This window comes from Deinococcus maricopensis DSM 21211, assembly GCF_000186385.1.
In the GTDB taxonomy this organism is placed as follows: domain Bacteria; phylum Deinococcota; class Deinococci; order Deinococcales; family Deinococcaceae; genus Deinococcus_B; species Deinococcus_B maricopensis.
On sequence record NC_014958.1, the window covers coordinates 1,482,210 to 1,503,581 of the forward strand.

Annotated in this window: 17 protein-coding genes; 6 read left to right on the plus strand and 11 right to left on the minus strand. The window is 69.7% G+C overall.

From position 1 onward, the window contains the following. Positions 1–6 precede the first annotated feature (6 nt). Together DEIMA_RS06985 and DEIMA_RS06990 are read right to left on the minus strand one after the other, a co-directional pair. A complete protein-coding gene (locus tag DEIMA_RS06985; protein ID WP_013556530.1) occupies positions 7–1,191 on the minus strand; it encodes an acyltransferase family protein in 1,185 nt (394 codons plus the stop codon). A 133-nt stretch (positions 1,192–1,324) separates the two neighbouring features. Beyond that, entirely contained in the window at positions 1,325–2,032 is a 708-nt protein-coding gene (locus DEIMA_RS06990; protein WP_013556531.1) for a phosphatase PAP2 family protein, read from the minus strand. 178 nt (positions 2,033–2,210) lie between these two features. Between DEIMA_RS06990 and DEIMA_RS06995 the strand changes: the two genes are divergently transcribed. After that, positions 2,211–2,519, plus strand: coding sequence for a hypothetical protein (locus DEIMA_RS06995; RefSeq protein ID WP_013556532.1), 309 nt, complete (start codon positions 2,211–2,213; stop codon positions 2,517–2,519). Between the two features lie 66 nt (positions 2,520–2,585). Here the strand turns inward: DEIMA_RS06995 and cysK are convergent, their stop codons facing one another. After that, the gene (cysK, locus tag DEIMA_RS07000) at positions 2,586–3,536 is read right to left on the minus strand and encodes a cysteine synthase A (protein WP_013556533.1); all 951 of its coding nucleotides are present in this window, start codon (positions 3,534–3,536) and stop codon (positions 2,586–2,588) included. 97 nt (positions 3,537–3,633) lie between these two features. On the opposite strand from cysK, the gene DEIMA_RS07005 reads away from it, so the two are divergent. Beyond that, the gene (locus tag DEIMA_RS07005) at positions 3,634–4,506 is read left to right on the plus strand and encodes a metallophosphoesterase family protein (RefSeq protein ID WP_013556534.1); all 873 of its coding nucleotides are present in this window, start codon (positions 3,634–3,636) and stop codon (positions 4,504–4,506) included. A gap of 132 nt (positions 4,507–4,638) precedes the next feature. Here DEIMA_RS07005 and galK read toward each other — a convergent pair whose 3' ends face one another. The 4 genes from galK to DEIMA_RS07025 form a co-directional block, all read right to left on the minus strand. Then, positions 4,639–5,676 (minus strand): galactokinase, encoded by a 1,038-nt coding sequence (gene galK, locus DEIMA_RS07010; RefSeq protein WP_013556535.1) that lies wholly within the window; start codon positions 5,674–5,676, stop codon positions 4,639–4,641. Then, on the minus strand, positions 5,663–6,760 hold the full coding sequence (gene galT, locus DEIMA_RS07015; RefSeq protein WP_013556536.1) for a galactose-1-phosphate uridylyltransferase: 1,098 nt from the start codon (positions 6,758–6,760) through the stop codon (positions 5,663–5,665). The genes galK and galT overlap by 14 nt, the downstream gene beginning before the upstream one ends. 360 nt (positions 6,761–7,120) lie before the next feature. Then, positions 7,121–8,839, minus strand: a complete 1,719-nt coding sequence (locus DEIMA_RS07020; RefSeq protein WP_013556537.1) for a fasciclin domain-containing protein — start codon at positions 8,837–8,839, stop codon at positions 7,121–7,123. Between the two features lie 182 nt (positions 8,840–9,021). Then, positions 9,022–12,318 (minus strand): FtsK/SpoIIIE family DNA translocase, encoded by a 3,297-nt coding sequence (locus DEIMA_RS07025; RefSeq protein WP_013556538.1) that lies wholly within the window; start codon positions 12,316–12,318, stop codon positions 9,022–9,024. A 116-nt stretch (positions 12,319–12,434) separates the two neighbouring features. Here DEIMA_RS07025 and DEIMA_RS07030 point away from each other — a divergent pair, with 116 nt between their 5' ends. After that, a complete protein-coding gene (locus DEIMA_RS07030) occupies positions 12,435–12,827 on the plus strand; it encodes a M67 family metallopeptidase (RefSeq protein ID WP_013556539.1) in 393 nt (130 codons plus the stop codon). 9 nt (positions 12,828–12,836) lie between these two features. Here the strand turns inward: DEIMA_RS07030 and DEIMA_RS07035 are convergent, their stop codons facing one another. After that, positions 12,837–13,694, minus strand: coding sequence for a C40 family peptidase (locus DEIMA_RS07035; RefSeq protein WP_013556540.1), 858 nt, complete (start codon positions 13,692–13,694; stop codon positions 12,837–12,839). A 300-nt stretch (positions 13,695–13,994) separates the two neighbouring features. On the opposite strand from DEIMA_RS07035, the gene DEIMA_RS07040 reads away from it, so the two are divergent. Next, the gene (locus DEIMA_RS07040) at positions 13,995–15,458 is read left to right on the plus strand and encodes a S8 family peptidase (protein ID WP_013556541.1); all 1,464 of its coding nucleotides are present in this window, start codon (positions 13,995–13,997) and stop codon (positions 15,456–15,458) included. 164 nt (positions 15,459–15,622) lie between these two features. On the opposite strand, the gene DEIMA_RS07045 is transcribed toward DEIMA_RS07040, so the two are convergent. Both DEIMA_RS07045 and clpB read right to left on the minus strand, forming a co-directional pair. Next, positions 15,623–16,099, minus strand: coding sequence for a hypothetical protein (locus DEIMA_RS07045; protein ID WP_013556542.1), 477 nt, complete (start codon positions 16,097–16,099; stop codon positions 15,623–15,625). Positions 16,100–16,188: 89 nt separating this feature from the next. Next, positions 16,189–18,750, minus strand: coding sequence for an ATP-dependent chaperone ClpB (clpB, locus tag DEIMA_RS07050; protein WP_013556543.1), 2,562 nt, complete (start codon positions 18,748–18,750; stop codon positions 16,189–16,191). Between the two features lie 202 nt (positions 18,751–18,952). Here clpB and DEIMA_RS07055 point away from each other — a divergent pair, with 202 nt between their 5' ends. Both DEIMA_RS07055 and DEIMA_RS07060 read left to right on the plus strand, forming a co-directional pair. Next, positions 18,953–19,423 (plus strand): MgtC/SapB family protein, encoded by a 471-nt coding sequence (locus DEIMA_RS07055; RefSeq protein WP_013556544.1) that lies wholly within the window; start codon positions 18,953–18,955, stop codon positions 19,421–19,423. Positions 19,424–19,463: 40 nt separating this feature from the next. Next, positions 19,464–20,210 carry an MBL fold metallo-hydrolase gene (locus tag DEIMA_RS07060; protein WP_013556545.1) on the plus strand — a complete coding sequence of 249 codons (747 nt, stop codon included), beginning with the start codon at positions 19,464–19,466 and terminating at the stop codon, positions 20,208–20,210. A 69-nt stretch (positions 20,211–20,279) separates the two neighbouring features. Here DEIMA_RS07060 and glpX read toward each other — a convergent pair whose 3' ends face one another. Further along, complete coding sequence (glpX, locus tag DEIMA_RS07065; RefSeq protein WP_013556546.1) at positions 20,280–21,290, minus strand: class II fructose-bisphosphatase; 1,011 nt, start codon at positions 21,288–21,290, stop codon at positions 20,280–20,282. Positions 21,291–21,372 lie beyond the last annotated feature (82 nt).

Sequence of the window (21,372 nt, forward strand, 5' to 3'; positions counted from 1 at the left end):
TGCCGGTCAGTCGGCCTGCGCCGCGTGGGCCGCGACGGCACCGTCCGCGCGGGCGGCGCGGCGGACCGGCGCGCGGCTCCAGCGGATCGCGGGCCGCTCCACCAGCAGGTACGCCAGCGCCGCAACCGGCAGCGTGGCCAGCAGCGCGCCCCCCAGGATCACTGGGAGCGGCGCGCGCCCGTGCAGGGCGAACACGAACGCCAGGAGGACCACCGCGTGGTACAGGTACAGGCTGTACGACACGCGGCCCAGGAACTGCAGCGGCGCGCTCCCCGCGAAGCGCGCGAGGCGCACCTCATGCGCGAACACGAGGACCGTCACGAACGCGCCTGGCAGGATCAGCAGGTCCCCAATGCGGGACGACACCCCCGCGTGCGCGAGGACCAGCCCGCCGTACGAGGAGCTCAGGAGTCCGGCGGTGAGGAGCGCGGTCTTGCGGGCGCGCGGCAGCGCCGCGTACCACGCGCCGAGCGCCGCGCTGTGCTGCGCCATGAGCGCGCCCACCGCGAAGAACAGCAGGTAATGCGCCGTGTTCAGCAGGGGAGACCACGCGAGCGCCAGCGGCGCGGACACGTGCGCGAGCGCCAGGGCCCCAGCGTTCGCGGCGACGCTCAGCGCCACGCCCGCGCCGACGATCACGGCGGGCCGCCAGCGGCGCAGCGCGAGGTACAGCAGCGGGAACAGCAGGCTGATCTGCAACTCCTGCACCAGGGACCACAGCACGAAGTTGTACGGCTCGGTGTTCGCGTTGCCGAGTGCGATCACGTGCCCGGCCAGGTCCGCGGCGGTGGGCGGGTGCGGCCACAGGCTGTTCACCCACGCGCCCATGTCCGGCAGGGCTCGGCCGCCCAGCGCGGCGGCGAGCGCCATGCTGACCAGCACGGCCGCGAGGTACGGCGGGTACAGGCGCAGCAGGCGCTTGCGGACGTACGCGCCGTACGTCATGGGCCGCCCGTGCAGCAGCAGGAACAGCACCAGGCCGCTCAACACGAAGAACACCAGCACCGATTCCTGCCCGGCGAACAGCGGATGCAGCGGCGTGAGACGCAGGACGCTCAGCACCTGCTGCGCCGCGTGGTCCTCCGGGCGCAGGCTCTGCTGGTACAGCAGGGCCGTGTGGAACAGCACGACCGACAACGCCGCGAGGCCGCGCAGGGCGTCGAGCGGCGCGACGTGCGGCCGGGACTTCACGGGGTGACCTCGGGACGCGGATGCACGTTCGGCATGGGAAGCCTCCTCCTGCGGGTGGGGGACCGCTGTGGGGCTTCAGCTTACGTTCATGCGCATGGTACGCGCCAATGAGTAACGGCTGCTCCGGCGCGTCTCAGGCGCCTTCGGGCGACGGTGCGGGCGCGCGCGGCGCGAGCACCCGGTGAATGCCTAGAATCTGACTCAGGCCGAACACCCACGCGACCGAAAACAGCGCCCCGCCGGTCACGTCGGTGGGGTAATGCACGCCGATGTACACGCGCGACCACATCATGAGCAGCACATAGAACACGCCGAGCAGCAGGGCCGGCAGGCGCCACCGGGTCGGCCACAGCACCGCCACGAGCATGGACGCCAACGCCGACGCGAACATCGCGTGCCCGCTCGGGAACGAGAAGTCCGGTTCGGGCATGAACGGCGTCCACAGCGCCGGGCGGGGCCGGTCGAAAATCTGCTTTAGCAGCGTGTTGATGAGCGCCACGCCGCCCAGCGTCAGCAGCGCGAAGTAGCCGAGACGCGCGCGCACGCGGTACAGCAGCACCGTGAGCAGCAGCGTGACCGGCAGCATGCCTTTCAGGCTGCCGAAAATCGACATGGCGCCCGCCACGTGATTCAGGCCGTCGGAGCTGCTGCGGTGGATGGCGAGCATCAGCGGCTCCTCGAAGTCGAACGGTTCTTTCTCGTACACGTCCTCGGCGATGGCCGCGAAGCCGAGCAGTGGCAGAACCAGCCCGGCGGCGAGCGCGAGCAGCGCCCGCCAGTACTTGGCGAGGAAGGCGAGGAGGCGGCGGACGTGGACATGGGCGGGGGCAGGAGCGGACATGCGTACGCCGTACCGTACACACTTCGCGGCGCGCGCGCTGCGCGGCCTTTCTTGGCGCACTTCACATCTCCCTGACCGATGTGGCCTCATCAGACGTTCATGCGTCATGAGTGTTTGCGCTATGAAAAACCTCGCGTCCGTAAGACCTGTGTCAGGGCCCCGTCGCTACATTGAACTCATGAACGGTCGGTCACCTATCGGATTGCGTGAGGACGAGCTGGACCTCATGCACCGACACTTCGGCCCGACCGTGTGGTACAGCGCCCGGGACCTGTTGTCCTTCGAGCACGCCACGGCCACCAGCGCCACCCTGTACGTCCTGCGCCCCAGCCCTGACGGCGCGTGGTACGTCACCGGCACGCTGGACGCCGCCCAGGACCTCGACGCGCAACCCGGCACCCGCGTGAAAACCTACCGCGTCAGGCACGGCCTGCGCACCGCGCACGTGCTGCTGCTGGACGACACGAACGCCTTCGCCGCCGACTGAGCACCCACGGGGGCGCGTGGCCTGAGCTGCGCGCCCCCGTGACAGAACCGTCAGAACCGGCGGACGTTACGCCGACTCGCGCGAGTACGGTCGGTACCCGGGCGGCGTCCCCTCATCCGACGCGTACAACATGGTCGTCAGATACCGCGCGCCCGTATCGCACGCGATGGTCGCCACGCGCCGCCCCGGCCCGAGCTGCCGCGCCACCTGCAGCGCCGCCCACAGGATCGCGCCGCTCGACATCCCCACGAACACGCCTTCCTCCCGCGCGAGCCGCCGCGCGAGCGGGAACGCGTCCTCCTCCCACACCTGCACCACCTCGTCAATCACGCGGCGGTCCAGGTTCTCCGGAATGAACCCCGGCCCCATCCCCTGGAAGCCGTGCTCACCGCGCGCGCCGCCCGACAAGACGTTGCTGCGCGCCGGCTCCACCGCCACGATGCGCACGTCCGGGTTCATGCGCCGCAGGTACCGCCCGACGCCCGTGATCGTCCCGCCCGTCCCGGACCCGTACACGAACGCGTCCACGCGCCCGTCCAGCTGCTGCCACAGCTCCGGGCCGGTCGTCGCCTCGTGCACCGCCGGGTTCGCAGGATTCGCGAACTGGTTCGGCATCCACGCGCCCGTCTCCCGCGCGATCCGCTCGGCCTCCTCGATCGCGGCGAGCATGCGCCGCTCCGGATCCGTGAGCACCAGCTCCGCGCCGTACGCTTTGAGCGTCCGCTTGCGCTCCTCACTCATCTGCGCCGGCATGCACAGAATCAGGCGGTACCCGCGCGCCGCCGCCACCTGCGCCAGCCCGATGCCGGTGTTCCCGCTGGTCGGCTCCACGATCGTCCCGCCGGGCTGCAGCAGCCCACGCCGCTCCGCGTCCTCCACCATGCCGAGCGCCGTGCGGTCCTTGATACTCCCGCCCGGATTCAGGCCCTCCAGCTTCACGAACACGTCCGCCATGCCGTCTTCCACGACACGCGTGAGCTGCACGACGGGCGTGTTCCCAATCAAGGCCTCCACCATGCTGCCCACTGTAGCGCGCCCACCCCGCGCCCCACGGCGGACGCATGAACGATTCCGTCACGGCGCGCCCCCCGGACGCCCGCTACACTGAGCCGCGATGCCCCGCGACGACGCCCCCCCCACGTACCGGGTGGCCGTCATGGCCGACGTGCACGGCAACCTCCAGGCCCTCCAGGCGGCCCTCGCGGACGCGCGCGCCCGCGGGTACGACGAGCTCGTCGTGAATGGCGACGTCGTGAACCGCGGCCCGGACAGCGTCGCCGCGCTGGAACGGCTGCTCGGCGCGGGCGTGACCTTCACGCTCGGCAACCACGACGACCTGATGGTCCTCTGGCAGGCGCGCAGCGACGCGCTGCCCGCCGAATGGTTCGACGACCCGTTCTGGCGCGCGACCGCCTGGAGCGCCGCGCAGCTTGACCAGGCGGGCCTGCTGCCGGAACTGCGGCGCTGGCCGATGACGCACCGCGTGGACCTGCCCGGCGCGCCCCGCGTCCTGATCGCGCACGGCACGCCCGACCATTACCGCGAGCCGCTCAGCGGCCACTTGGACGACGCCCGCCATGACGCGCTGCTCGACGCGCACGGCGCGGACGTGCTGGTCGGGTCGCACATCCACGTGCCGTACGACCGGCACGTCGGGCCGCGCCGCTGGCTCAACACCGGCGCGGTCGGGTCGCCATTCAACCGCGACCCGCGCGCGCAGTACCTCACGCTGGACCTGCACGGTGACGCGTGGACGCCGACCTTCCAGGCTGTTCCCTACGACCGGGACGCGGCGCTGCGCGCGTACGACACGAGCGGCCTCGCGCGCGAGGGCGGACTGAGCGCCGCGATCTTCCGCGAGGAGGTGCAGCTCGCGCGCAGCCTGTACACGCCTTTCTGGGACTGGACCGAGGCGCGCGCGCTGCGACGCGACGAGGCCGCGTGGGCGGAATTCCGCGCGTTGCACCCGGAACGCTTCGAACCCTGAACGCAGGAGCGGCGCCCACGTGGGCCCTGGGCACGCGCAGCCAGGCAAAGAAAAAGCGCCCTTTCGGGCGCTGATAACCTCACAATAGCGCGCTATGCACTCCGGGTCAAGGGGATGCAGCGGCTGGGACGCTCAGGGCACCACCCGGCGGCCCGGCCCGTCATACTGCGCGAGGACGTCCGCCGCGACTGCTTCGGCCGCGCCTTCCCGCACGAGCGCCACCAGCGCCCCGCCGAACCCCGCGCCGGTCATGCGCGCGCCGAACACGTCCGCGTGCGTCTGCAGCAACTCCACCAGTTCGTCCACCTTCGGGTGGCTCACCTCGTAGTCGTCGCGCAGGCTCGCGTGGCTCGCGTTCATGAGCTGCCCGAACGCGGCCGCGTCGGCGTTCACCGCCGCGAGCACCCGCGCGTTCTCCGTGACGACGTGTCGCGCGCGGCGGTTCAGCGGCTCCGGCAGCGTCTCCACGACCTGCACGTCCGTCACGTCACGCAGTTCGTGCACGCCCAACAGGCGGCTGGCTTCCTCCACTTCCGCGCGGCGCGTGTTGTACCCGCTCTCCGCGAGGCTGCGCGGCACGCCCGAATCGATCACCAGCACCTGCGCGCCGCCCGGCAGCGGCAGCGTCTCGCGTTCCAGCGTGCGCGTGTCGAGGCGCAGCATCCGCCGCGCGTCCGCGAGGCTGCTCGCCATCTGGTCCATGATGCCGCAGTTCACGCCCGCGAACTCGATCTCGGCGCGCTGCGCGATCTGCGCGACCCGCACGTCGTCGAGGTCCAGAGCGAACAGTTCGCGGGCGGCGCGCAGCGTCGAAACTTCCAGCGCGGCGCTGCTCGACAGGCCCGCGCCCATCGGGACGGTGGAGGTCACGTGCACGTCCACGCCCTCCTGCACGCCCGCGAGCGCCAGCGCGCCCGCGACGTACTGCGCGAAGTGTGGCTCGGCGTTCGCGCCCACCGGGAAGCGCGCGTGCCGCTCCAGGTCCGCGGCGTACACGCGGTGCTCCGCGGTGCCGTTGCGGCCCATGTGCACCGTCGTGTCCTGGGGGATGGCGGTGGGCAGCACGAACCCGCCCTGGTAATCGGTGTGCTCGCCGAGCAGGTTCACGCGGCCCGGCGCGCTGGCCGTCACGTCGGGCGCGCGCCCGAACACCTCATCAAACGTCTTCAAGGGTGACTCCTCTCAGTTCAGCAGCTTTCGCTTCGGGCAAGCTGTCGTTCGCGAAGACCCCGGCGCCCAGTTCGGTGCCCGCCAGGTACTTGAGTTTGTTCGGCGCGCGCAGCGCCGGGTAGATCTCGATGCGCAGCGGCCACTCGGGGTGCTCGCCATCGTTCACGGGCGCCTGCTGGACCGTCATGAGGTACGGCATGCGCCGCGCGAACAGCGCGTCGAGGCGGCGCAGGGCGTCCCGCAGGACGCGGGCGAGCGCGTCAAGCTCGTCGTCCGTGAGGTCCGAAAGGTGCGCGGCCGGACGGGTAGGCAGCACCCACGTCTCATAGCTGTAGCGCGCGAACGGCGGCACCAGGGACAGCGCGAGGCCGTCGTCACGCAGCAGGCGCAGTTGCGCGGCGCGTTCCTCCGCCACGAAGTCCGTCAGCCACGGTCGGCCGTGCTGCGTGAGGTGCGTGCGGAGGGTCTCGACGGCGCGGGCCTGCACGGGCGGCACGTGGTCGTAGGCGTAGATCTGCCCGTGCGGGTGGTGCAGGGTCACGCCGACCTCCACGCCGCGGTTCTCGAAGGGAAGCACGTGGCGGATGCGCGGGTCGAGGCGGAGGCGCTCCGTGCGGTCCGCCCAGACGCGCAGCAGCAGCGCCATGCGTTCGTCTCCGAGGTCCGTGAGGCTGGCGCTCGCGTCCTGCGTGAACACCACGACCTCGCACGCGCCGACGCCGGCGCGCGCCGCCACGCCCGGCACGGGGTCCGGGTCGGGCGCGCTCAGCGTGAGGCTCGGGAAGCGGTTCGCGAACACGGCCATGTCGTAGCGCCCCTGCGGCAGTTCGGTGGGGTGCTCGGGGTCAGTGGTGGGCGCGAGCGGGTTGAAGTCGGCGGGCGGCAGGAACGTGCGGTCCTGGCGGTGCGCGGCGTACGCGACCCATTCGCCGCGCACCGGGTGCCAGCGCAGCTGCGAGCGGGCGTCCACGGGGGTGGGACTGGGGGAGGGGATGGGGCCGTCAACGTGGATGTCGTGCAGGCCGTAGAGCGTCATGGGTCGCCCGTCGGGTTTGCGGACGTCGAGGAACTGAAAGTCTGCCATGGGGCCTCCTTGGGTGGTCGCGTGAGGTTCGGGCGGATGTGGACGCCACCGGGGATGAGGGCATCCTGACGGGCCGGTAGGGAACAGCGGGTGAAAATCCCCCTAAGGCGCGCGGGGGAGACGGAACGCACCGCCGTTCGATCATTGACGCCGATGATCGAGCAGTCTTACGTAATTTTCGCTCCCGATGACCGGGTCAACGAGAGTGCCGCATGAATTCCCGTGTTCAAGCGTGTTTACCCTTCCTCTATGCTTTCGTAAACAACGAAAGAACTGTACGGGCTGCAGCGAAGGCCCGTCAAGCGCAGCCAACAGAACAGCCGCCCAGATGGGCGGCTGTTCATGAATCTGAGGGGAAGCTCAGGGCTGGGCGGGGGGCATCAGGACCGTGTCGATGGCCTGGATGTACCCGTTGGTCGCCGGGAGGTCCGCGTCGATGACCGTCGCGGTGCCGAGCATGTAGTTGCCGCCCTCGCTGCGGAGCTGCAGCGGCGCGCCTGCGAGCGTCGCCTCGCCCGTCAGGCTGCTGGCGTCGCTCACCGTGTACTGGCCACTGATGATGTGGTAGCCGAGCACACGCTTGAGGAGTTCGGGGTTCGCGCGCAGTTCGCTCAGCTGCGTCGCCGTGAGTTTCGCGAACGCGTCGTTGGTGGGCGCGAAGATGGTGTACTCACCGGCCGCGGCGAGCTGCGTGCCCAGGCCGCTGGTGCCGAGCAGCTCGTTCAGGGTGCTGAAGCGCGGGTCGGCGGCGAGCACTTCGTTGAGGGTCATGAGCGCGGGCGCTTCGGCGCTGACGTCGCTGGAGGCCGCGTCGCCGTTCGCCGTGTCGGGCATCAGGACGGTGTCGATCACGTACACCATGCTGTTGCCGGCCATCATGCCGGTGCCTTCGATGGTGGCGTCGTTGACCATCAGCGTGCCGCCTTCGCTCATGACGTTCAGGTCGCCGCCAGCGAGGCTGGTGACGACGCCGAGCTCGCCCAGCATTGCGCTGTCCTGCGCGCCGTCAACGACGTGGTACAGCAAGACGTCCTTGAGCATATCCGGGTTGGCCTGCAGCGCGGCCACCTGGTCGGCGCTGAGCTTCGCGAACGCGTCGTTGGTGGGCGCGAAGATGGTGTACTCGCCGTCCAGGAGCGTCTGGGTCAGGCCGGCCTGGTCGAGCAGGCCCTTGAGCGTGCTGAAGCGCGCGTCGGCCAGGACCTGGTCGAGCGTCATGGTGCCCGTCGTGGTCGTGGTGGTGCCGGTCGTCGCGGTGGTCGTCCCGGTCGTTTCGGTGGTGGTCGCCGTCGTGTCGGTGCTGGTATCCGTCGTGGCGTCAGTGGTGGTGTCGGTCGTGGCCGTCGTGTCGGTGCTGGTGTCCGTCGTCGCGGTCGCGTCCGTGCTGGTCGTGGTGTCGGTGGTGGCCGTCGACGTGGTGGTCGTCGTGGTCGTGGTGCTGCTCACGGGCGTGGCGGGAATCACGACCGGCGTGCTGCTCACGGGCGCGGCGGTCGTGGTCGTCGCCGTCGTGGTCGTGTCGGTCATGCCGCCCATCATGTTCTGGGGCATCAGGACCGTGTCGATGACGTGCACGATGCCGTTACAGGCCATCACGTCAGCCTTCACGACGGTGGCGTCATTGATCATGACCTTGTTGCCGCTGGTCATGACCATGACGTTGCTGCCCTGCGCCGTGCGGGCCTGCTTGAGGCTCATGACCTGCTTGGCGTTCACCTTGCCGGGCACGACGTGGTACATCAGCAGGCTCTGCAGCATCGCGGGGTCGTTGAGGACCATGCTGAGCTGATCGCTGGGCAGCTTGTCGAACGCCGCGTTGGTGGGGGCGAACACCGTGTACGGGCCGCCGTTCTTGAGGGTGTTGGTGAGGCCGGCCGCTTCGACGGCCACGAGCAGCGTGCTGAACTGCGGGTCACGCGCGACAATGTCCGCGATGCTCATGCAGCTGCCGGGCAGGGCGGGTTTGGCGGTGGTGGGCTGCGCGGCGGGCGCGGTGACGGGCGCGCCGCTGCCGCCGGCCAGGGCCGCGTTGCCCAGCATCAGGCCAAGAGACATCATTCCGATCAGTTTCTTTTGCATGCAGTTCACCTCAGTGTGTGGTTTGGACCTCATCAACAGTAAGGCGCGTGTAGAGCGCCATTTGAGAGAATCCCAACAACTGTTCCCTACCGAACATTTACACCCGCATCATGAGATTTTCATAAACGCCGTGTGGGCGCGCGTTGGGAAACCTAGCCCAACGCGCGCCCACACGGCGTTTTTTACCGCCCAAAGTGATCCGGCAGATCCGCCACCGAGATGAGGACCTCACGCGGCTTGCTGCCCTGATGCTTACTCACAATCCCCATCGCCTCAAGCATGTCCATCAGCTTCCCGGCGCGCGCGTGCCCCACCGAAAGGCGCCGCTGCAGGCGCGACACGCTGCCTTGCCCCTCCTCGATGCAGATCTCCGCCGCCTGCCGCAGCAGCGGATCGCTGAAGTCCATGTTCCCCTTCGCGCCGCCACCGCCGCCCGACTCCACCGCCCCGTCGAAGTCACTGCCGTACGCCTCCACGAACCAGTCCTCGAACACCTGACGGCGCAGGAACTCCGTGATGCGTACGCTCTCCGTCTCGCTGATGTACGGCCCCTGCAGGCGCAGCGGCTTCACCAACCCCGGCTGGTAGAACAGCATGTCCCCCATGCCCGTCAGGCGCTCCGCGCCCACCGCGTCCAGAATCGTGCGCGAATCGTGACTGCTGCTCACCGCGAACGCAATGCGCGCCGGCACGTTCACCTTGATCAGGCTCGTCAGGATGTCCACGCTCGGCCGCTGCGTCGCCAGCACCAGGTGCATGCCGGTCGCGCGCGCCATCTGCGCGAGGCGCATGATCGCCGACTCGACCTCTTTCGGACTGGTGATCATCAAGTCCGCCAGCTCGTCGATGATGATCACCAGGTGCGGCAGTTCCGCCTCGCCCACCTGACGCATCTTCGCGTTGAATTGCTCCAGGTTCTTCGCGCCCGCCTGACTCATCATCTTGTACCGCCGCTCCATGTGCGCCACGGCGCCTAGCAGCACGCCCGCCGCGTCCATCGGGTTCGTGATGACGCCGCGCACCAGGTGCGGAATCCCGTCGTACGGCGTGAGCTCCACCATTTTTGGGTCGACCATCAGGAACCGCAGTTCCGTCGGCAGGTAGCGGTACAGCAGGCTGGTGATCAGCGTGTTCACGCACACCGACTTCCCGGAGCCGGTGCTGCCCGCGATCAGCAGGTGCGGCATCTTCGCGAGGTCCCCGACCATCATGTCCCCGTCGATGCTCTTTCCGAGGATGATCGGCAGTTTCGCGCGCGTCCCACGGAACGACGGGTTGATGGCCGCCGCGTGGAACGTCACCGGCTCACGCTCCGTGTTCGGCACTTCCAGGCCGATGACGCTCTTGCCGGGCACCGGGGCCTCCACGCGCACCCCCCCGACCGCGAGGGCGCGCGCGAGGTCGTTGCTGAGACTCGCGATGCGCGCGATCTTCTCGCCGGGCGCCGGCTCAATCTCGTAGCGCGTGACGGTCGGGCCGCGCGCGAAGTCCACCACGCGGCCCTGAATGCCGAAGTGCGACAGCGTCTGGTTGATCAGGTCCGCGCGCGTCCGGGCGGACGCGTCCAGCGCCGCCGTGTCCAGCGCGCTGTGCGGAATCGGATCGAGCAGCTCCAGGCCCGGCACCTCAATGTCGATGGCGCCCAGGCGTTCGCGCGGATCATCCTCCTCGGCCGCCCGCTTCAATGTCCCTGCCGGCTCGTCGTCCTCCTCCCAGGGGAGGCGTTCTTCCACGAGCAGGCGCGTCGCGCGCGGGGCCGGGGTCGGCGCCACAGGCGCCGCTGCGGGTGTGGTCCTCGCCACGGGGAACGGCATGTCCAGTTCGTCCTCGTCGTCCTCGCCGAGCGCGGCGAGGTCCACGTACCGGGCACTCGTCGGCGCGGGGGCCGGACTGACCGGTACGGGCGCCAGGGCAGGGGAGGGGGCCGGGGCCAGCTGTTCGGCGGATGACGCCTCCGCCGCAGGCGTGGTCACGGGCGCCGTCACCTTCTCGCGGGGCCGCTGGGGTGCGGGCGTGGCCGGCGCGGGCGGCGGGAACAGCGGCCCGCTCGTCGGGGCGGGCGGCAGCGCCACCGCCGGGGTGGGCGCCACGTCCGGCGCGTCGAAGGTCAGGTCCAGCAGCAGCGGCGCGGCCACGGCGGGCGCTGCCGGGCGGGGCGGCACGGCCGCCTCGGCTTCCGCTCGTTCCAGCAGCAGCCGTTCCAGCCGCGCTTCCCACGTGGGCCGCGCGCGCAGCGTCGCGTCCGGATCGATGGTGAGGTCCTGCGCGAACTGCGCCGCCAGCTCGGCCGGCGCGCGGTCCATGGCCTCCACCAGGTCCGGCCAGCCCGGGTACAACGCGGCCCGCGTCATCCAGTCCGTCACGCCGTCCGCAAGGTCCGCCCAGTCGCGCGTGCGGGTATCCATGGCCGGCAGCTCCCGCGCGAGCGCGCCGGCGTCCGCGCGCTCCAGCGCCTTTTCCGCGCGTTTGCGGTCGCGTTCCAGGCTGCCGGCGCGGTTCGCGAGGCGGTACGCGTCCATCACGAGGGCGCGGCGCACGCGCTCCAGCGCGCCGCTCGCCAGGGTGCTCGCCAGTTCGCCGCTCAGTTCGTGCTGACCCGAGCGGATCTCCTGGGCGCGCACCTCGATGTCCGCCGCGATGGTGGGCGCTTCGGCGGCCACGCGCGCGCGCAGGTCCTGCGCGGCGCCCGTCACGAACGTCTTCGTGACGTCCCGCCAGCCCTGCAGGTCCTTCTCGAGCGCCTTGAGGCCCGCTTCGTCCCGGTCGTGGAGGCTGCGCAGCGCGCCCTTCACTTCCCGTTGCCAGCCGTCCAGTTCGCGCGCGTCCGGGTACAGTTTCGCGAGGCCTTCAAGGTCGCGGGCGTGGACGCTCAGGGCGTTGCGCACCGCGACGCGCCGGCGCGTCTGCTCCAGGCCGACCTGCCGGGCCTCCACGAGGTCGCGCGCGCCCCCCGCGCCGGCCACGACGGCGAAACTCAGGCTGCGGAAAAAGCCCTTCATGAACGTGAACGCTTCGCGGCGCCCGAGCAGTTCCGCGCCGAGCGTCAGCGTCACCAGCGGCAGCAGTGCCGCCGCGTACCCGACCGCGCGCGTGAGCGGCGCCATCAGCAGCGTCACGGCCTGCCCGCCGCCGCTCCAGTCGGCGTTCGAAGCGTCGCCGGGCGTGAACACCGCCGACAGGGCCAGCAGGGACGCCATGACGACGAGGCCGCCGAGCACCAGGCGCGTGAAGGTCCGCACCTCGCGCCCCAGGAACACCAGCGCGCCGTAACCGAGCGGAATGACCGGCAGGGCGTACGCGCCCCAGGCGAGCCACGTGACGAGCAGCGTGTGCGCCTGCGCCATGAATCCCGTCCCGCCCGGTCGCACGAACACGGTCACGGCCAGGAAGATTCCCAGCGCGAACAGCACCAGGCCCAGCGCTTCGCCGTCAAAGCGGTTGGAGGTGGAAAGAGAACGTTTGGCACGGCGTTTGGCCATGAAAACAGTGTACCAGCCGCGCCGCGTACCCGCTCTCCACGCGCGCCAGGAGCGGCGCGAACCCTCAAGAAACGCCGCATTGCGCGTGCCCGCGCCGCACCGCACAATGCACGCAGATGCACCTGCCCGCCCCTCTCCGCGCCCGACTGATCGCGCACGCCCGTGCCGAGGTGCCGTGCGAGTGCGTGGGCCTGCTGGGGGGCCATGACCGCCCCGGCGTGGGCAGCGACGTGCGCGCCATGTACCCGCTGCGCAACGCCGCGCCGGACCCGCAGCGCACGTACATTGCCGACCCGGGGCACGTGCTGCGCGCCCTGAAAGCCATGCGTGCCGAGGGGCTCGACCTGGTCGGCATCTATCACAGCCACCCGCGCGGTCCGGCCGTGCCGAGCCGCACGGACGTGCAGCTCGCGGCGTACGGCGTGCCGTACCTGATCGTGGACGTGCAGCGCGAGGACGTCCGCGCGTACCGCCTTCCGGAACTCACGGAGGAGCCGCTGCTCAGCTGAGCGGGTGCGTTACAGGCCGCGCCGGGCGGTCAGGGGCGGCGTGAGGCGGCGCGCGCCGAGGTAGCGCGTGGCGAAGTACGTGCTGCTGAGCTTGTCGATGCTGACGCGGCCCAGGTAGGAGTTCGCGTTGATGAATTCGTCGTCACCGAGGTAGATGCCGACGTGCGTGACGTGCCCGCCGCCCTCCGTGTCGAAGAACACCAGGTCGCCCGGTTCGAGGGTGTCGCGGTCCACGCTGTCGCCGAGCGTGAACTGCTGCGCGCTCTGGTGCGGCAGCTTGACGCCGAGCTGCGCGTACAGCTCCATGGTCAGCCCACTGCAGTCCACCCCGGTGGTGCTGGCGCCGCCCCACACGTACGGCGCGCCCAGCCAGGGCGTGCCGAGCGCCCGCAGGTCCGCGCCGATGTCCCCGGTCGGCAGCGCCGTGACGCTCAGGGCACTCACGGGGGGGAGGGTGGGCGCGGCGGCCCGCAGGGGCGCCGGGGCAGACGAGGGTGTGAGCGGCGCAATGGCGACCGGCAGCGTGAGCACCTGCCCGAGGCGCAGGTCCGCGCTGCTCAGGTTGTTGAGGCTCAGCAGCGCGTCCACGCTGAGGTTCGCGCGGCGGGCAATGTTGTACGCCGTGTCGCCGGGCGCGACGGTGTACGTCACGCTGCTGGGGCTGGGCGCGCTGAGGGTGAGGTTCAGGACCTGTCCTGCCCGCAGGTTCGGGCTGGTCAGGGCATTGAGGGTGAGCAGCTGGTCGACGCTCAGGCCGGCGCGCCGCGCGACGCTGTACGCGGTGTCGCCCGCCTGGACGGTGTAGGCGTCGGCGAGGGCGGGCGTGAGCAGGGCAAGAGCCAGCGTGAGCAGGAGCGGGCGCGTCATCGAGCCTCCGGGAGTGGGTGAGCAGCAGGTGAACTTCAGGCGAAGTGTAACACGCAGGTCAAGGCCCGGTGATGACCGTCCTCATGGCGCATCACGGACGTGACCTTCCACACATGCGCCCTAGACGACTGATTACGCGAGTGTAAAAAACTTCACAGCGTGTGAATTCTCACGTCTCTTAAGGTTTGACCACCAACCCGGAATCTGGAACGAACCCCCTGACCGCACCCACGGTCAACCGCCACGTTCACCCCACCGCACCCCAGGGCGCGGCCCCTCCAGCATTCCCGAAAGGACCCCATGCGCAACCTCTGGATGCCCCTCGCCCTCGCCCTCAGCCTCGCCGCCTGCAGCACCACCACGCAGACCCCCAACGCCAGCAACGCCCCCCTCACCACCACCACCCGCACCGACACCACCGGCGTCCGCGTCGTCCCCGGCCAGGTCATCGTCAAACTCCGCGACGGCGTCAGCCCCCAGGCCCTCGGCACCCTCGGCGGCATGCACCTCCAGGCCCTGCGCACCCTCAGCGGCGGCGAAATCCTCGCCCAGTTCGCCGACACCGCCCTGAGCGCCCAAAGCGTCAGCGCCCAGGCCACCGCCCTCACCATCGCCCGCATCGACACCCTGCGCGCCAACGCCAGCAGCGCCACCGAATACGTCCAACCCAACTACCTCTACAGCGCCCAGCGCACCCCGAACGACCAGTACTACCCCTACCAGTGGCACTACGGCCGCATGAACCTCCCCGCCGCCTGGGACGTCACCACCGGCAGCGGCAGCCCCGTCGTCGCCGTCATCGACACCGGCAAAACCGCCCACCCCGACCTCAGCGGACGCTTCGTCGGCGGCTACGACTTCATCAGCGACACCTTCATGGCCAAAGACGGCAACGGGCGCGACAGCGACGCCACTGACCCCGGCGATGCCACCGCCGCCGGCGCCTGCGGCACCGACGCCAACGGCCAACCCGTCCCGCCCAGCGCCCAGGGCAGCAGCTTCCACGGCACCCACGTCGCCGGCACCATCGGCGCCAACACCAACAACACCACCGGCGTCGCCGGCGTCAACTGGAACGCCCGCATCCTCCCCGTGCGTGTCCTCGGCCGCTGCGGCGGCAGCACCGCCGACATCGTCGACAGCATCCGCTGGGCCGCCGGCATCACCGTCAGCGGCGCCCCCACCAACGCCTACCCCGCCAAAGTCATCAACATGAGCCTCGGCGGTGACCTCGGCGCCGGCAAAACCTGCGCCAGCGCCGACCCCGCCGAACAGGCCGCCATCAACGACGCCGTCGCCCGCGGCACCAGCGTCGTCGTCGCCGCCGGCAACAGCAACGACAACGCCAGCCACTACAGCCCCGCATCCTGCAACAACACCATCACCGTCGCCGCCACCGACTACCGCAACTACCGCGCACCGTACAGCAACTACGGCAGCTACGTCGACGTCGCCGCGCCCGGCGGCGACACCAGCGTCGACCGCAACGGCGACGGCTACGTCGACGGCGTCCTCAGCACCCTCAAGGACGACACCGGCGCGTACACCTACAGCTTCTACCAGGGCACCAGCATGGCCACCCCACACGTCGCCGGCCTCGTCAGCCTGATGTACGCCGTGAAACCCACCATCACGCCCGCGCAGGTGCTCACCACCCTCAAGAACAGCAGCACCGCCCTGAGCAGCACCGCCTGCTCCGTCGGCTGCGGCGCCGGCCTCATCGACGCGTACAAAGCCGTCAACAACGCCAAAGCCCTCCCCTGAACCTGAATCACAGACGCCAGAGACGGAGCCCACCTGAGAGCAGGTGGGCTCCGTCTCTGGCAACCGGGCGAGAGAGGACGCCCGCAAACAAGACCGCCACCACCGGACGAAAGGGCAAGCCCGGATTCGTGCGGGGGCGACCCCACCGGCACCCGTTGTCGCGCCTAGCGCGCACGCTGGAGCGTGCACGTCCCGGCAGTTTCTGGCGCCTGCTCACCACGTAATGAACCCTTCAAGTCCCGGAAATTCTGCATGTACACGCCGCTGAGTTTCGTCGTGCTGGCCTGCGCGCGTGGGTTGACGATGACGCAGGTGCGCGTCATCTGCGTAGACACCGATGATGTGACGGCCAGCGTCTCGCTGGCATACAGCACTGCCAGAAACTCCGGGTTCCCGTCGACCGGGTCGTGGGGGACACGGAACCGCTCGCAACGGGCCGTTTCGCCCTGGGTGGTCCGTTCCGTGTGAATGGCCGTGTCCGGGGCGTTTTCGTAGATCAGCGCACCACTCTGCTGCTGCGCTGGCGCGTCGGACAGCGTCAGCAGCGTTTCAGGCTGGACGTAGGGTGCCGGCGGGGTGCTCTGGGCGGATGCGGACGCAAGCCACGTCACCAACGTGGTCAGAACAGCGAACGGTCTCATCTTCCTCGGAGTCTGCCCTGCATAACTGGGCCGCTTCAGCAGAAACGAGCGTCCCCCACACACGGAGGGGACGCTCGTTTCTGCTGCGCTCAGTTGAGGGGGGCGCTGTCGAAGTGGATGCGGCCGTCGAGATAGTCAACCGTGAGGCTGCTGCCGTCCGCGACGCGGCCGGACAGGATCTCGCGGGCGAGCGGCGTTTCCACTTCGCGGGCGATGGCGCGCTTGAGGGGGCGCGCGCCGAAGTTCGGGTCGTACCCGACGCGCGCGAGGTGGTCCTTGGCGGTGTCCGTGAGGTGCACGGTGATGCGGCGTTCCGCGAGGCGTTTGACCAGGCCGCGCATCTGGATGTCCACGATGCGGTGGATGTCGGCGTTGGTGAGTGCATCGAAGACGATGATGTCGTCGATGCGGTTCAGGAATTCCGGGCGGAAGTTCCCCTGCAGGGCGCCCATGACGGCGTCGCGGATGGCGTCGGGGTCTTCGCCGCGCGCCTGCGCTTCGAGGATGAGCGGGGAGCCGATGTTGCTGGTCATGATGACGAGCGTGTTGCGGAAGTCCACGGTGCGGCCCTGGCCGTCCGTGAGGCGGCCGTCGTCGAGGACCTGCAGCAGGACGTTGAAGACGTCCGGGTGGGCCTTCTCGACTTCGTCGAGCAGGATGACGCTGTACGGGCGGCGGCGTACGGCCTCGGTGAGCTGACCGCCTTCTTCGTAGCCGACGTAGCCGGGAGGGGCGCCGATCAGGCGGGCGACGGTGTGTTTCTCCATGTACTCGCTCATGTCGAGGCGCACCATGGCGTCCGAGGAGTCGAACAGGAATTCCGCGAGGGCTTTGGCGAGCTCGGTTTTGCCGACGCCGGTGGGGCCGAGGAACATGAAGCTGCCGAGCGGGCGGTTCGGGTCGTTCAGGCCGGCGCGGGCGCGGCGGATGGCGTCGCTGACGCTGACGATGGCGCGGTCCTGCCCGATGACGCGTTCGTGCAGTTCCTCTTCGAGGCGCAGGAGCTTCTCGCGTTCGCCTTCCATGAGGCGGTTCACGGGAATGCCGGTCCAGCGGCTCACGACGGAGGCGATGTCCTCTTCGGTGACTTCCATGTGCGCGAACTCGGCGTCTTTCATTTTGCGTTCGAGGTCCTGCACTTCCCGTTCGAGTTGCGGGAGGGTGCCGTACTCGAGTTGCGCGGCGCGGCCGAGGTCGTAGTCGCGTTTGGCTTTTTCGATGTCGGTGCGGACCTGGTCGAGCTGTTCGCGTTTCTCGCGCAGAGCCTGCACTTCGGCGCGTTCGGCTTCCCAGCGGGCGCGAATGCTGCCGAGTTCGTCGGTGAGGGTGCGCAGCTGATCCTCGAGGTCGAGCAGGCGGTTCTGGCTGTCCTGGTCTTTTTCGCGTTTGAGGGCTTCGCGTTCGATTTCCAGCTGGAGTTTGCGGCGTTCGAGCGCGTCAATGCGCTCGGGGCTGCTTTCGAGGGCCATGCGGAGGCGCGCGGCGCTTTCGTCGATCAGGTCGATGGCCTTGTCGGGCAGCTGGCGGTCGCTGATGTAGCGGTGGCTGAGAGTCGCGGCGGCGACCAGGGCCGGGTCGGTGATTTCGACGTTGTGGTGCACCTGGTAGCGTTCCTTGATGCCGCGCAGGATGCTGATGGTGTCCTCGACGCTGGGTTCCTCGACGAAGACGGGTTGGAAGCGGCGCTCAAGGGCGGCGTCCTTTTCGATTTCGCGGTATTCGTTGAGGGTAGTGGCGCCGATCAGGTGCAGTTCGCCGCGTGCGAGGGCGGGTTTGAGCATGTTGCCGGCGTCGACGGCGCCTTCGGCTTTGCCGGCGCCGACGATGGTGTGGATCTCGTCGATGAACAGGATGACTTCGCCGGCGCTGTCGGTGACTTCCTGAATGACGCCTTTGAGGCGTTCCTCGAATTCGCCGCGGTACTTGGCGCCGGCGAGGAGGCTGCCCATCTGGAGGCTGACGATGCGTTTGCCTTTGAGGCCTTCCGGGACGTCGCCTTTGACGATGCGCTGCGCGAGGCCTTCGGCGACGGCGGTTTTGCCGACGCCGGGTTCGCCGATCAGGACGGGGTTGTTTTTGCTGCGGCGCAGGAGGATCTGCATGGTGCGGCGGATTTCCTCGTCGCGGCCGATGACCGGGTCGAGTTTACCTTCGGCGGCGCGGGCGGTGAGGTCGAGGCCGTACTTTTCGAGCGCCTCGAATTGTTGTTCAGCGGTTTTGCTGGTCACGGTTTTTCCTTTGCGTTGTTGTTGGATGGCGGCGCGCAGGGCGTCGGCGTTGGGGAGTGCGGCGCTGTGGATCTGTTCGCGCAGGGCGAGCATGAGGACGTCGACGGCGGTGAAGCTGTCGCCGAATTCGCGGGCGAGGGCTTCGGCGCGGCCAAAGGCGCGGCCGAGGGCGCCGTCGCCGTAGATCTGGTCGCCGCCACCCTGAACGCGGGGGAGTTTGGCGAGGTCCGCTTCGAGGGCGCTGCGGGCGGCCTTGAGGTCGCCGCCGGCGAGGGTGACGGCGCGCGCGGCGGGGCTGTCGGCGTCGAGCGTGGCGAGCAGGACGTGGGTGGGGGTGAGCGTCTGATGGCCGCGCCCGAGAGCGTCTTGTTGCGCCTGGGCGATGGCCTGGACGGCGGCTTCGGTGAGGTGTTCAGGGTTCATTGAGGGGGTTCCTCCGTGGTGGTTGGGGTAGGCCCTGAGGGTTCAGGGTGGACTTATCAGTACCTCCATTTTGAAACTTGAGTGTACTTATGTCAAGTTTATTGATCCTAGAGAAGCGTGCTTCTTGTCTGCATTGCAGCACACCCGCACCCCCACAGCACCCGCAAATCCGTCACCCATTCCCCTCTGTCATGCTCAGGTCATGGCCGACCCGCTCCAGGACCTCCTGCTCCTCGTGCGCCTCCTCGTCGCCGGCGCCCTCAGCGCCCTGATCGGCTGGGAACGCGAAACCAAGAACATGCCCGCCGGCCTGCGCACCCACCTGCTCGTCGGCATGAGCGCCGCCCTGTTCGTCGTCCTCGGCGAAACCCTGATCACCCGCTACGCCAACGACGCCCACAACGTCCGCTTCGACGTCATCGGCGTCCTCGGCGCCGTCGTCAGCGGCGTCAGCTTCCTCGGCGCCGGCGCCATCTTTTCCGCGCGCGGCAGCACCCACGGCCTCACCACCGCCGCCAGCCTCCTCGCCACCGCCGCCATCGGCGCCACCTGCGGCCTCACCCACTACGTCCTCGCCGGCGCCACCACCCTGCTGTTCCTGCTCACCCTGAACGTCCTCGCGACGCTCAAGACGCGCCTGCTGGGCCAGGCCGACCCCCGCAACCCCCGCTGAACCCACCCCCAGGCCCCCCAGAAGAGTGGTACGTTCAGCCATGCCCGCCCCCCAACCCCTCAGTGCCCACGTGTACGCCCTGCCGATCGCCGCTCAGCTCATGGGCGCCCCCAGCCTGATCCACCCCGCCCTGATCCTCGACGACACGCACGGCGCCACCCTCGTCGACGCCGGGCTGCCCGGCAGCGAGGGGGCCCTGCAGGACGCCCTCACCGCCCTCGGGCTCACCTGGGCGGACGTCCGCCGCGTGATCGTCACGCACCATGACCTCGACCATATCGGCGCGCTCCCCGCCGTCCTGGCCGCCAGCGGCGCCGACGTTCTCGCACTGGCCGACGAGGTGCCGTACGTGCAGGGCGAACGCCCCGGTCAGAAGCAACCCACCCCCGAAATGCTCGCCAGCATGCCGCCCGAGCAGGCCGAGCGCCTGCGCGCCGTGTTCGCCAACCCGCCGCGCGCGACCGTCACGCGCGCCCTGCACGACGGCGAACACCTCGACCTCGCCGGCGGCATTCGCGTCGTCGCCACGCCCGGCCACACCACCGGGCACCTCAGCCTGTTCGTTGAAGCGGACGGCGTCCTGATCACCGGCGACGCGCTCACCAGCGACCAGGGACAGCTGCGCGGACCCCTGCCGCGCGCCACGCCCGACCTGCCCGAAGCGGCCCGCAGCGTCCGCAAACTCGCCGGGCTGCCCGCGCGCACCATCCTCACGTACCACGGCGGCGCCGTCCACGAAGACGCCCCCACGCAACTCACGCGCGTGGCCGACGAACTCGGCGCCTGAACCTCCAGCCACGCACGAGCGGGGCCCCTCCGTTCCCTGAGGGGCCCCGCCACGTTCCACACGGCGTCCTTACACGCGCACCGTCACGCGCGCGCCGTCGTCCTCCAGGTGGATGCTGTCCATGAAGCGCACCACCCGCGTCGCGTGGCCCATCACGATGCTGTGCGTGCGCGCCCCACCGCCGAACGGGCGAACGCCGTGCAGGAGGTCCCCGTCCGTGATGCCCGTCGCCGCGAACACCAGCTGATGCCCCGGCGCCAGATCCTCGGTTTTGTAGATGCGGTTCGGGTCCACGCCCATGCCGATCATCCGCTCCCGCTGCGCGTCGTCCTCCGGAATGAACCGGCCCTGAATCTCACCGCCCAGGCACTTCATGGCCGCCGCCGTCAGCACGCCTTCCGGCGCGCCACCCCAGCCCATCAGCGCGTGCACGCCCGTACCGCGCACCGCCACCGCCAGCGACGCGATCACGTCGCCGTCCCCGATCAGCTTCACGCGCGCGCCCGCGCCCCGCACCCGGCGAATCAGGTCCGCGTGCCGCTCGCGGTCCAGGATGACCACCATCAGGTCCTCCACGTCGCGGTCCAGACTGGTCGCGATCGCGTGCAGATTCGCCTCCATCGGCCAGTCGAGGTTCACCTTCCCGGCGGCAGGCGGCGGCACCACCAGCTTGTCCATGTACATGTCCGGCGCGTGCACGAGGCCGCTCTCCTCACTGATCGCAATGACCGCCACGCCGTTCGGCAGGCCGCGCGCCGTGACGGTCGTGCCCTCCACCGGGTCCACGGCGATGTCCACCGGCAAGCCGCCCTGGCCGCTGCCGAGCTTCTCGCCGATATACAGCATCGGCGCCTCGTCCATCTCGCCCTCGCCGATCACGACGCGCCCGCGGATGTTCAGCTCGTTCAGGACGTTGCGCATCGCCTCGGTGCCCGCGCGGTCCACTTCGATCTTGTCGCCCTTGCCGACCCATTTGCTCGCGGCGAGCGCCGCCGCCTCGGTGACGCGCGCGATCTCCAGCACCAGTGCGCGCTCCAGGCCGCTGTCCTTCACGTTCTTCACTTGCCCTTTGACGGTCATGCGCGCAAGCTAACACGCACGCTCAAAAACGTCCGAGTGACACTCAGGCCGGGAGCGGTTCCAGGGATCGCACCTCAAGGTT